This window comes from Chryseobacterium sp. (assembly GCF_022712095.1).
Taxonomy (GTDB): domain Bacteria; phylum Bacteroidota; class Bacteroidia; order Flavobacteriales; family Weeksellaceae; genus Chryseobacterium.
Window position 1 is genome coordinate 1 of the sequence record NZ_JALAHD010000317.1, and the last position, 12,129, is coordinate 12,129.

Annotated in this window: 14 protein-coding genes; 5 read left to right on the plus strand and 9 right to left on the minus strand. The window is 33.1% G+C overall.

What is annotated here, in order from left to right; translation table 11 throughout:
- Positions 1 to 12: 12 nt before the first annotated feature.
- From Q0A18_RS15905 to Q0A18_RS15915, 3 genes are all read right to left on the minus strand, one after another.
- Entirely contained in the window at positions 13 to 936 is a 924-nt protein-coding gene (locus Q0A18_RS15905; RefSeq protein WP_292011148.1) for an ABC transporter ATP-binding protein, read from the minus strand.
- An 89-nt stretch (positions 937 to 1,025) separates the two neighbouring features.
- A complete protein-coding gene (locus tag Q0A18_RS15910; RefSeq protein ID WP_292011149.1) occupies positions 1,026 to 1,997 on the minus strand; it encodes an iron ABC transporter permease in 972 nt (323 codons plus the stop codon).
- Between the two features lie 16 nt (positions 1,998 to 2,013).
- Positions 2,014 to 2,577: a TlpA disulfide reductase family protein gene (locus tag Q0A18_RS15915; protein WP_292011150.1), complete on the minus strand. Its 564-nt coding sequence runs from the start codon at positions 2,575 to 2,577 to the stop codon at positions 2,014 to 2,016.
- Between the two features lie 29 nt (positions 2,578 to 2,606).
- Here Q0A18_RS15915 and Q0A18_RS15920 point away from each other — a divergent pair, with 29 nt between their 5' ends.
- Together Q0A18_RS15920 and Q0A18_RS15925 are read left to right on the plus strand one after the other, a co-directional pair.
- Positions 2,607 to 3,731, plus strand: coding sequence for a ferredoxin--NADP reductase (locus tag Q0A18_RS15920; RefSeq protein WP_292011151.1), 1,125 nt, complete (start codon positions 2,607 to 2,609; stop codon positions 3,729 to 3,731).
- Positions 3,728 to 4,345, plus strand: coding sequence for an ElyC/SanA/YdcF family protein (locus Q0A18_RS15925; RefSeq protein WP_292011152.1), 618 nt, complete (start codon positions 3,728 to 3,730; stop codon positions 4,343 to 4,345). The genes Q0A18_RS15920 and Q0A18_RS15925 overlap by 4 nt, the downstream gene beginning before the upstream one ends.
- Here the strand turns inward: Q0A18_RS15925 and Q0A18_RS15930 are convergent.
- Positions 4,342 to 6,945 (minus strand): BamA/TamA family outer membrane protein, encoded by a 2,604-nt coding sequence (locus Q0A18_RS15930; RefSeq protein WP_292011153.1) that lies wholly within the window; start codon positions 6,943 to 6,945, stop codon positions 4,342 to 4,344. The genes Q0A18_RS15925 and Q0A18_RS15930 overlap by 4 nt on opposite strands.
- Between Q0A18_RS15930 and Q0A18_RS15935 the strand changes: the two genes are divergently transcribed.
- Positions 6,931 to 7,662 (plus strand): RNA methyltransferase, encoded by a 732-nt coding sequence (locus Q0A18_RS15935; protein WP_292011154.1) that lies wholly within the window; start codon positions 6,931 to 6,933, stop codon positions 7,660 to 7,662. The genes Q0A18_RS15930 and Q0A18_RS15935 overlap by 15 nt on opposite strands.
- A gap of 29 nt (positions 7,663 to 7,691) precedes the next feature.
- Here Q0A18_RS15935 and Q0A18_RS15940 read toward each other — a convergent pair whose 3' ends face one another.
- The 5 genes from Q0A18_RS15940 to porQ all read right to left on the minus strand — a co-directional run bounded on the left by Q0A18_RS15940 (position 7,692) and on the right by porQ (position 10,749).
- The gene (locus Q0A18_RS15940; protein ID WP_292011155.1) at positions 7,692 to 8,189 is read right to left on the minus strand and encodes a phosphoribosyl-ATP pyrophosphatase; all 498 of its coding nucleotides are present in this window, start codon (positions 8,187 to 8,189) and stop codon (positions 7,692 to 7,694) included.
- A gap of 2 nt (positions 8,190 to 8,191) precedes the next feature.
- Positions 8,192 to 8,500: a phage holin family protein gene (locus Q0A18_RS15945; RefSeq protein WP_292011156.1), complete on the minus strand. Its 309-nt coding sequence runs from the start codon at positions 8,498 to 8,500 to the stop codon at positions 8,192 to 8,194.
- A gap of 76 nt (positions 8,501 to 8,576) precedes the next feature.
- A complete protein-coding gene (locus tag Q0A18_RS15950) occupies positions 8,577 to 8,927 on the minus strand; it encodes a YtxH domain-containing protein (RefSeq protein ID WP_292011157.1) in 351 nt (116 codons plus the stop codon).
- Positions 8,928 to 9,021: 94 nt separating this feature from the next.
- Entirely contained in the window at positions 9,022 to 9,696 is a 675-nt protein-coding gene (gene cmk / locus Q0A18_RS15955) for a (d)CMP kinase (protein WP_292011158.1), read from the minus strand.
- A 63-nt stretch (positions 9,697 to 9,759) separates the two neighbouring features.
- A complete protein-coding gene (gene porQ, locus Q0A18_RS15960; protein WP_292011159.1) occupies positions 9,760 to 10,749 on the minus strand; it encodes a type IX secretion system protein PorQ in 990 nt (329 codons plus the stop codon).
- Positions 10,750 to 10,918: 169 nt separating this feature from the next.
- On the opposite strand from porQ, the gene pyrH reads away from it, so the two are divergent.
- Together pyrH and Q0A18_RS15970 are read left to right on the plus strand one after the other, a co-directional pair.
- On the plus strand, positions 10,919 to 11,626 hold the full coding sequence (pyrH, locus tag Q0A18_RS15965) for a UMP kinase (RefSeq protein ID WP_292011160.1): 708 nt from the start codon (positions 10,919 to 10,921) through the stop codon (positions 11,624 to 11,626).
- Positions 11,627 to 11,696: 70 nt separating this feature from the next.
- Positions 11,697 to 12,129, plus strand: a 433-nt coding sequence (locus Q0A18_RS15970) for an acyltransferase (RefSeq protein WP_292011161.1), incomplete at its 3' end; no start/stop codon positions are given.

Genomic DNA, 12,129 nt, shown 5'->3' on the forward strand with positions numbered 1-12,129 from the left:
GAAAACAGAGTATTAATAAAGGGTTTTAATGAAATTTATGATTTCTTCAAAAGATTCACATTGATGTATTGAATCATTGGAAGATATTAACCAAAAATCGTTGCGAAATTCAAAATTGAGGGTAGAAAGATCAGTTTGAAAGTTTTTTTGCAATAAAGAATACAACATTTCTTTATATAGTGAGGGAGCTATAATGGTAGGAGCAATAAATTTGTGATTAACTTCAAAGAGGGAAACCTTAGTCAGTTCATAATGTTGGATAAGAATATCTTCTACAATTCCTGAGTATAGCTGGTTATCTTTTACATACCACATAATATCTGCAAATTCTTTTGCTAACCTCCAGTCATGAGAAGAAAACAGGATCAGTTTGTTTTGCTCTTTTGCTAATTTTCTAAGAGTTTTTAGAATAATAATTTTATTCTTTTCATCCAAATGAGTAGTAGGCTCATCCAGTATGATAATAGGGGAATTCTGAGCAAGGGCTCTGCCTATAAATGCTTTCTGTAGATTACCATCTGAAAGGTTTTTTAATAATGTACTTTTATATGACAATAAATCCAGTTCTTCAATAATCCCTGCGACTTCCTGTTGATCTTCTTTTTTTAATTCAAAATAGAAAGGATAGTAAATATATTTTCCCAAAGATATCAAGTCTTCTACCGTATAGTTCTGGGGAATGATCGATTTTGAAAAAACTACTGCTATATTTTCTGCTATTTCTTTTACTGAAAGAGACTGTATTTTTTTTTGTCCAATTAGTATTTCCCCTTTTAATAGAGGAATTTGGTTAAGTACAGACTTAATAAGTGTAGTTTTGCCTACTCCGTTATTTCCGATCAACAGGCATACTTCTCCTAAATTCAGACTTGCGTTTGCTTCTGAAATTAGGCTTTTATCATACCCTATATCTGCCTGCTTGATCTGGATGTGCATATAGTCTTTATTTTTTTAGTCTTATAATATTAAAGATATCAATAAACGTTTGCATACTGTGAGCGGATTTTAAAATTCAGGGATATTCTTTATACTTTATTCTGTTTCAAAAGCATCATCAAAATTACCGGAATTCCAAAAACAGAACTTATAACATTTAACGGTATTTGTGTTTTTTCAGCCACAATAGAAAATAATACCATAATCAACATTCCTAAAAGCATATTCAATATCCATTGCTGCCATAACTGAGAAGGATTATGAATTAAACGGCAGAAATGAGGAACAATAATTCCAATGAATAAAATAGGTCCCAAGAAAGCCGTAATCGTAGCGGAAAGAAGGGAAGAGGAAGTAATAACCAGAAGTTTGAGGTAATGTAAATTAACCCCTAAGCTTTTGGCATATGAGCTTCCCAAAGAATTTCCTATAAGAGGTTTTATGGTTTTAAAACAAATAAGCATTCCGATTAAAACAAATAAAGCCAATATAACAATCTGATTTCTTGTAACCATATTGTTAGCTCCGAAAGACCATAAAATATAATTTTTAAGGCTTTGATTTTCTGCATAAAACTGAAGCAATGAAACGATAGCTCCGGCAAAAGCAGAAATGAGAAATCCAAAAATAATAAGATAAGATTTGTCCTGAAATTTGTTAGACATAGATAATAGAATCAGCATAAGGAATAAACTTCCTAATATGGCTGCCAGACTGAGAAAACTGTTCTGTAAAAATTCAGGAAGATGAATATCATGAGAAAAGAAAATATAAAAAGCAACCGATAAACTGGCTACAGAAGTAATTCCCAAAATGTCGGGACCTGCTAAAGGATTCTGAAAGTATTCCTGAAGTAGAAATCCTGACGTTGGAATAGAAACTCCAGCCAATAGCATGACCAGAACTCGGTTAATCCGGATCTCAGCAATTTGATTATTCTCTGAACGGTCAAAAAAATCATGGAAATGTAAATGTAAAAACCCTGTGTTTAGGTTTATCATGGCAGTAATAATAATTGCAATAAGCAACAGTAAACACAGGATTTTAAATTTCTTTGACATTCTTATTGTAAGAATCTTATTTTATAAATGAATTTATTTTAGAATTCAAAACTTCTTCAGTCATCATTCCTAAAAATTCATCTGTTTTATTTCCTTTCTTCATGTAGGTAAAAGGGATGGAACCTCCGTCCCATTGTTTGAAATTGGCTGTAAAGAAATTCTGATCTAATTTCTTCCCATCCAATAAAACAATATGATTAGTAAGATTATTCTTTTCTCCAAATTCCTTAACAGAAGTACCCCATTCCGATTTATCATCCACACTTACAAAAGTAAACTTAACTGGTTTTCCTTTTAATTCCTCCATTTTATTTTTAAAATGTGGAATTTCTCTAAGGCACGGACCACACCAGGTTGCAAAAAAATTTGTTATGTATAGAGTGTCATTATCTTTTCCTAGATATTGATTAAGATTTTCAGGAGCTATTTCATTAGCAAAAAGAGTAGCGCTTTCATTTCCAGGGCTTTCTGAAACGGAAGTTGAGTCTGCAACCGATGTATTACCATTTACAATGGTATTTTCTTTTTTACAGCTAGCCAATATAACAAGGAAAAGCGTGGATAAAATTATCTTCTTCATAATTATTTTTCTATTTTTGATATGAAGTTATGGAACAACAAATCTACAAAGGGAAACTGATTAAGTTTCACTGGCTAAAAATAGCGAAAAAGGAAGAACTGACCAAAAATACTTTTTCTCTGGAATTTGAAATTCCGGAGGAAATAAAGCATCAATTTAAATTCGAAGCAGGTCAGTTTGTAAGTATAAAATTTGATGCACAAGGTAAAGAAGTTATCAATGATTATTCGATGACTTCTGCACCGTACGAACATAAAATTGCATTGGGAATAAAAGTTAATTCTCCTGATGGCGGTAGTTCTGAATTATTTAAAAATTATGAAGTAGGAGATGAGTTACTTGTAAGTGAACCTAACGGAAGATTTACTTTAGTAACTAAACCTAGTGAATTCAGAACGATTATAGCATTTGCAGCCGGTATCGGTATTACACCGGTTCTAAGCCATTTAAAAGATATTCTTCATAATGAGCCAAGGACAAGAATCTTCCTGTTTTATGGAAATAAAAATTCGGATGAAGTTATATACCGGGATGCATTAGATAATCTGGCAAGAATGTGTGGAGAAAGGCTTCAGATATTTTATTTCTATTCTCAGGAAAAAACAGCTGACCAATTCTTTTATGGTCGTTTGGATGAAAAAAAATTGGCTTTAATTATCAATCAGATTTTGCATCTCGACGATACAGATGAAGAATCTACTATTTGGGACGCTGTAGATGAAGTTTTGATATGTGGAAAAGGTAATATGATCAAGACTTTAGCCAATGCTTGCTACCATCATGGAATCCCTAAAAAAAATATTCATTTTGAACTTTTTGAAGAGTATAATGAGGATATTTATCCAATTGAGAAAGAATTTCCTCTGATTGAAAATGTGGAAGTTGAATTTAAAATGTTCGGTAAAGAATATCACACTATTCTTCCTGATAATAAAGATAAGGTTCTCCAGCAATTGCTTATTCAGAAATTTCCTGTTCCGTATTCCTGTAAATCTGGAATCTGCGGAAGTTGTGAATGTTATCTGGAAGAAGGTGAAGTAGAGTTACTGGAAAATGAATATTTAACGGAAAAAGAAGAGCACCAGGGAAAGATTTTAGCATGCATGTCCATAGCAAAAAGTCAAAAAATAAAGCTTAACTTTGACCTTACTTGAAAATTGTAAAGAACATACTGGGCTTCTGTTTTATATCAATCGAGATCGGAATCTTATTGATATGTCTGGCCAATGCTTGGGTTTTTGCCCTTACAAATGGAAGAACTTATACTAAGATTTCTAAAATCCCTCCCCGCGAGGTTGCATTAGTATTAGGAACATCGCCCAGAATGAGATCAGGATTGTCTAATCCGTATTTTACAAAAAGGATGGATGCTACTGCATTGCTTTATCATCATGGCAAAATCAAGAAAATTATCGTAAGTGGAGAAAAGAGTAAGGGGTATAATGAGCCTGCCGCCATGAAAAATTATCTTGTATATCAGGAAGGAGTTCCTGAAGAGATTATTTTTGAAGATCCTAAAGGATTTAATACTTATAAAAGTATCCTAAGATGTAAGGATGTTTACAAAAAAGATAATGTCATTATCGTTTCGCAAGGTTTCCATAATCTCCGGGCTTTATTTTTTGCCAGAAATAATAATATGAATGCCCTGGGGTTTGATGCACAGGATGTTAACAAACCTGAAAGCTACTACAGAAATCAATTCCGGGAAGTCCTAGCGCGAGTGATTGCTGTAGTGTACTTTGTTTTAGGAATTTCACCCGATTAAAACGGATATCCGAAGGCCAAGTTTAGCGTAGGTTTCCAAGGCTTAATATCATTAAATCTCCATCTTTCACCATCGGGTTTATTCGGATCATAAATTTTATAGGCAAAGTCAAGTCTTAAAGTGATATAAGCAATATTTACCCTTATGCCAAAGCCACTTCCGATTCCCACCTGCCCTAAAAATTTGTTGAATTTGAATTCATCTCCATAGCCCTCATTATAATTTCTAAGGCTCCATGTATTTCCTATATCCGTAAAGAAAGCTCCTTCATACATGTCATTAAATGGAATTCTGTATTCTATATTGGTGGTAAGTTTTATGTCTTCCGTCATATAAGTACGCACTCTTTCATCCACCTGAGAATCTGCAGGCCCTAATCCGCCAAATGCTACCCAGGCTCTTATATCGTTTGATCCCCCATTAAAATAAGATCTGATCACAGGCATGGAAGATGAGTTGCCATAAGGAATTCCAACTCCGACGAACTGACGAAGAACGAGGGTCTGGTTTCCGTTAAATTTGAAATATTTTCTGACATCCAAATCAAACTTCACAAACTGTGCATAAGGTATTCCAAAAATCGTACGTTGAGGGCTGGAAACAATTCCTCCTCCGTCATCTCTTCTTTGATTGAATATACTTAGGATGTTTCCTGCCAATTCAACCTTTCCATTAAAATAAAAGGCATTGGGATAATCCTTTTTACCGATTTCATTATATACAAAGTTATAGATCATGGAAGAAATAATAACATCCTGTGTTTGTCTGTCTTTATTGACCAATGTTCCGGTAAAAGCAGTGAGAAGGTCTGCACCCTGCTGGTTTAAAGTAGCCTGATATCCGGTATCATTAACAATCTGCTGAGATACTTCATCAATTGTCAATTGATCTGAATTAAACTGCTGCTCTGCTGTAGGATTATATTGAAAATAATCACTAAATATTTCACGTCTTACATTGTCATCATTCACAAAATAATCATAATAAGCCGCCTTATTTCTTGTCAAACTCAGCTGAGTATTTAATAATGTGAGTCTGTGGGAAATTTTATCATTCACAGTGGCCAGATAATTAAGTCCCGTATTAAAATTAATCCTACCTAATCCGATATTATTCTGAATAGAAGTCCCCAGTACTATGGAAGAAGTAGGACTATATCTTTTGGGGATTAATTTATAATAATCAAAGGGAAGCAATAATCTTGGGAAGTTAAGAGATGCCTGAGCTGATATCTCATAAGCCATTACTCTTTTATTAATATCTTTTGTACTTTGAATAGATCCAAAGGTCCCCGATAAACCAGTAGAAAGGTTTTCTGCTCCTCCGAAAACATTTCTTGTTGTGAGATCAACAGAAGGAGAGATCCCTAAATTTAATATCTGAGAATAATTAATATCTGTTCCTACTTTCAATTCATATTTGGGAAGGGGCTTTAATAAATATAAAACATCTATAATACTATCATTAGGAGCCTTTTCTCCTCCATACCGTAGAGAATCCCTTGACTTTAGAATACTGAAGTTATTCATCGATAAAAGGTTTCTTTTTGTAAGATCCAATTTTTTCTGGTCATATTCCTGCCCTGTACCTACTGTAATAGCTCTCCAGATAGAAGAGGTTTTATACTGGTTATTCATTTTATGGAACCTGATTCTTCTTAAACTGTCTTTAGTTGTGTTTTTTGGAAAATCTCCAGCTTCATCTACAATGGCTACATCAATATTTCCAATAGTGGCTACTTTATAAGGTGAATCAAGAGAATCTTTGTGGATTTCCATAATAAGCGGAATTTCTTTTCTGCTTTTCAGAGAATCTGCGACGAAAAATATTTCTTCATTGGAACTATTAAATCTATAATATCCTTTTTCTCTCATAAGATCAGTAATTCTGCTTACTTCCTTTTCCAAAACAGTCTGATCAAGAATTTGTCCGGACCTTATAAGGCTTTTATTAAGTTGCTGCTGGTACATGCTTTTAATTCCCGGATCAGGAATATTATAATAATAATCTTTAATATAGGTAGGATCATTATGAGTAATAGAGTATGTTACAGCAGCCTTTTTTGCTGCGGAATCAATATCATGCTTGAATTTAACTTCCGCATCCCAATAACCTCTGTAAACCATTCTTTTTTCAATAGACTCAGCACTTTTTTCAGTTCTTGACTGATCCAATATAACAGGAGGGGAGCCCCAATTATGATATAGCCTGTCCAGAAGCAGACTTTTCCCTATACTGCTTTTCATGTTATATTTAAGGAAAAGAGAATCCCTCAGTTTTTGATTTCTCATTTCACTGGGGTAGGTCATATATTCATTAAGAATAGTATCATATTTAGGATCAGCCTGATTGTAAAACCAAAGGCTTAAAGGCATAAAGAGCAATTGCTTCTTATTTGGTTTTTGCTGAACGTAACTTTTTAATTCTTCATCAAATGTTTCCTTCTTATCTTCGAACACAAATTTGTTCTGCGTCAGCAAATACTCCCCATCAGGAACTTTTTTAGTTGTACTACAAGCATAAAGGAGCCCAATAAATGTTGCAAATGAAATAATTTTATAATATTTTTGAGGAGATTTCTTATAATGCTTACAGCTCATACAATAAAAGTTTTACAATCTTTAGATAAAAAGAAGTTCAGACAAAAATACAACTTGTTTTTGGTTGAAGGTAATAAAATCATTTGTGAACTTTCCAATTCAAACTTTAAAATTAAAGAAATATTCTCTATTGATCCTCAAAAATTAGAATTTCTGGATGCTCCTTCAACTCATGTTACTGATAATGAGTTAAAAAGACTGAGTTTTCTTAAAACTCCCAAAGATTCTGTTGCAGTCTGTTTCTTAAAACAAGAAACTGTTTTGGAAGATCAGAATGTTCAATTAGTTTTAGACGGAATTCAGGATCCCGGAAATTTAGGAACTATTATCCGGCTGGCAGATTGGTTTGGAATAGAGCAGATTATTTGCAGTGAAGATACTGTAGATTTTTATAATCCTAAGGTAATTCAGGCAAGTATGGGGTCTTTTACCCGTGTAAATATAGTATACTGTGATCTTGTTCGCTATCTTTTGAATACAGATAATATCAATATTGGAACAGATATGGAGGGGGAGAGTATTTATACATTTGAAAAGCCTGCCAAAATAAATCTTATTTTGGGAAATGAAGGCAATGGAATGCGGGAAGAAACAGAGAGATTACTCCATAAGAAAATAAGTATCCCCAGATTTGGAAAATCACAATCCACCGAAAGCCTGAATGTTTCTATGGCAGCAGGGATTATTTTGGGACAATTATATTCTGGAGAGAAATAAAAAAACCGCAGTAATTGCGGTTTTAAAATTTATATAAGTTGCTCCATACTAGAAACGCTTCTGTTTTTTTGATAGTCTTCTAATTTCTTTCTTACAAATTTCAAAGCAAAAGGAGCTAAATAAATAATAGCAATTCCTATCATCTTTTTCTTCCAGCTGGAACTTGTAACATTCTTTTTAACATAATTTCCTACAAATGCTGTTGCACCAAGTTTAATAATACTATCGAGAGCTTCTCCTTTGAAAGCGGAATTGGCGATTCCCATAGCCGTACTTTTATTGATAAAAATATCCTTAACCTCTGAAGTAAGTTGTTTAGCAATAATATCTTTCCTTAATACGATTTTTTCATCCCCGTCATCATCTACTTTTTCCTGCAGATACTGATCTGTAAGGCCATTAGTAAAAGCACTCAGGCTTTCTTTTGTATTTTTAAAGGTTAAAAGATTTTCCAAATCATCTATTTCGTCCTTCAGTAATTTCTTTTTTCTTCTTAACTCTTCCAAATTCTCGTAATTTCTACCCATAATTAGTGGTTTAAAAATTTAATGACATTATCTGCTACTGCATTTACCAGCTTATTTTTAAAGATAATTATAATTATCATAACAACAAAATAAAATGCAGCAACAATCAAAAATCCATACGATGTATTATTCAGGGCATTGCCAATAAGAAAAGCAATTCCGAAGTTAAAGAGAATGATAAAAAAAGCAAAAGCGACAAGTAATACTACAAGATAAGTAATGATACCAGCCGACAGTGAAGATTTTTCCGTGGCTTCTATTTTTAACAAATCTATCCTTTTGGATGCATATTCTTTAATCGTTTCTATCATTGTTTTTCTTTAAAGTTACAAAAAAAGGAACTTTTTTCCACAAAGTTCCTTCTATAATTTTAAATTATCTGAATTCTTATTTTTTAAGATCGTTTAATTCTGTTTCTACATTTTTTACGACATCTGTAGTCTTAGAAACAATCTGATCTTTGTACTTATCATAGCCTTCCTTCATAGTATGGGCAACATTATTAGCTGTTTCTTTGAAAGTAGAAGAGATATTGCTGTATTGATCTTTCATTTTTTCAGAAACTTCACCATACTTATCTTTTGCCTGATCTTTCAAATCATTGGCTTTATTCTTGATTTTTTTTCTGGTTTCTTTTCCTTCTTCAGGAGCATAAAGCATTCCCAATACTACACCTGCTGCTGCACCTGCAAGAAGTCCTGCTAATATACCTGCTGTATTTTTTCCTTTTCTAGACATTTTCGGCTTTTTTAATAGTTAATAAATATTAGTTTTTACGATAAAAATATTACAATTAACATACCAAATAGGAGTTTTTCATATTTAAAAAATGTTAAATATTTAAAATATAAGAGAGCATTTTCTCTATAGTCTCTTTTTTGGTAAGGTGAGTGTTATCTATTACAATAGCATCCTCAGCCTGTTTTAGTGGTGCAATTTCTCTTTCACTATCAATTTTATCCCTTTCTATAAGGTTTTCTTTGACCTGATTTTCATCTGCTTCGATTCCTAGACCCAATAATTCATTATATCTTCTTTTGGTTCGTTCCTCAATACTGGCTGTCAAAAAAAACTTAAAGTCAGCATCAGGAAAAACTACAGTTCCGATATCTCTGCCATCCATTATAACACCTCCTTTTTCTGCAATGGAGCGCTGAGATTGTAATAAATATTCTCTTACCTCTTTCTGTTTGGCAATGAGACTTACATTATCTGAAACCTGGTGAGTTCTTATTTCTTTGGACACATTTTTATTATTGACATACAGAACCAGTTCTCCTTCGTTATTGACAAATTCCAACTGGATCTCATTCAGCTTAGAAATGAGCTTGTCCATATTTATATTACCATCCTTATCAGAACAATTTTCAAGTGCATACCAAGTAATTCCTCTATAAAGAGCACCCGTATCAAGATGTATAATACCTAGTTTGTCAGCAATAACTTTAGAAATTGAACTTTTTCCGGTAGATGAATATCCATCAATAGCTATTACAGGTTTTTTCATCCTGCAAATTTCCAGATTTTTTTTTAGAAATCAAGATATTCGTAGCTATATTACTGAAAAAGTTTAATAAGCATGACCACTCAGATCCACAGAAATTCCTATCTGATTGACATTTGAAGCATTATGATATCTCACATGAGCGTAGTCTAATCTGAATCTGGAAATCCTAATTCCGAAACCGGCAGAAAGTCCTGAAAAATTTCTTTGATCGGCTACCGCTAATTCATTTCCTCTTTTTACATTATATCCTAATCTTATATTAAAACCTTTTTCAGGAAATAATTCCGCCCCTAAAGAGAAATGATCTGCAATTTTCCGTCCTACATTTACTTTATCACCATTAACATTATATTCTGAAGAAATATCCAATTTCTGTAAATCATGTGCAGTGATGGTAATGGCCAGAGGAATTACTTTCAATATTTTAGTATACCCCAGATCTATGTGGAAAGGAAGGTTTTCTCTTTCCCCGTTAAAAGAACTGAGCTGATATCCAAAGTTTCTGAAAACCAATGAAGCGACTTCTTTATTCTTTTTATTGTGATAAGTGATTCCTGCTGTTCCTGAAATAGCAGAAGATGTATAATTGTCGATTTTTGAAGTAATGAAATTTAACCCACCTCCAATCGTCCAATCTTCTTCAAACTGATAGGCATATCCAGCTCCAACGGCTACATCAGAAGCAGTAAACTCTCCATTTTCAAAACCACTTTCATCTGTTCTAGGAATACTTCCATAGCTCATATAACGGGCATTGACAGTGACCATATGTCCGTTATCAAGATCTTTGGCAAAACCGATAGTTCCGAATTTAGAATCTGCAAGATAAGCAGCTCCGTTTACAGAAAGCTGTTTATCCGAATCGGGATTTAATAAAGCCGGATTGGCAATAGCAAAGGAAACATCATAATCTCTCATGGTAATGGCATCTCCTCCTAGGGCTGCCTGTCTTGCTGAAACCGGAATATTTAAAAATGTATAAACACTGGTTCCTGTTTGTGCATAAGACACAATTCCGGATAGAAATAATGAAAAAATGACAATTTTCTTCAATTCACTTTATAATTAATGCAAAAATAATTCTTTTTACTACTTGTCAAAATATTTCTCACATTATTTGTACTTAAATATTTTTCTTTTTTCAATATTTTTAATGATTATATTTGCACAAGTAAATTTTCCGGGAAATTATTCCTGATAAAAAAGCGATTAAAATTTAAAGATGAAATATAAAAGAATCCTTCTGAAACTTAGTGGTGAAGCCTTAATGGGGAACAGACAATATGGTATTGATAATGAAAGGCTGCAAGAATATGCAACGGAAATTAAAAAGGTTGTAGAACAAGGTTGTGAAGTTGCTATTGTAATCGGAGGAGGAAATATTTTCCGTGGAGTAGCAGGAGCGGCAAAAGGAATGGACAGAGTGCAGGGGGATTATATGGGAATGCTGGCTACTGTAATTAATGGAATGGCATTGCAGGGAGCTCTGGAAGATGCGGGAATTAAAACAAGGCTACAGTCTGCCATAGAGATGGATAAAGTTGCTGAACCTTTTATTAAAAGAAGGGCTGTACGCCATCTGGAAAAAGGAAGAGTGGTTATTTTTGGTGCTGGAACAGGGAATCCTTATTTTACTACCGATACGGCTGCCACATTAAGAGCAATAGAGATTGGAGCTGATGTCATCTTAAAAGGAACAAGAGTAGACGGGATTTATGACAGTGATCCTGAAAAGAATGTTAATGCTGTAAAATATAATTCTTTATCATTTGATGAAGTGTTCGAAAAAAACCTTAAAGTAATGGATATGACAGCTTTTACTTTAAGTCATGAAAATAAATTGCCGATCATCGTATTCGATATGAATAAAGAAGGGAATTTAGAAAAAATCATCAAAGGAGAAAATATAGGTACTTTAGTTGATTTGTAGGATTATCATATTTCTGGACTTGTCTAAGATGTAAAAAGTAAAAAACTTAATAGCAAATTTTCAGAATTATATGACTAAATTTTCACATGGGCAAATGAAACTTAATAATTTACAAATACTGAGAGGCATATCTGCTCTTTTGGTATGCTGCTTTCATTTTTCCAGTTATATTAATTTTGAGAATTTTCATCTTGGAGACATTCTATTCAAGAAAGGAAGTATTGGCGTTCAGATATTCTTTGTCATTAGTGGTTTTATAATGGTTTATACCACTCAGAAAAAAGATTACAGTAAAGATATTGCCAAGCAAATTTCCATATTTTATAAGAAAAGAATTATTCGTATTGTACCTCTATATTATCTTCTTACATTGGCATGGATGATTTTAGGAGGTAATTTTCTTTTATATTTTCAAGGGGAAAATATTTCACGGTTCTTACACTCTGTCTTTTTTATTCCGCAAAAGGAAACTTTTCCCGTATTGTTCTTAGGATGGAGCCTCA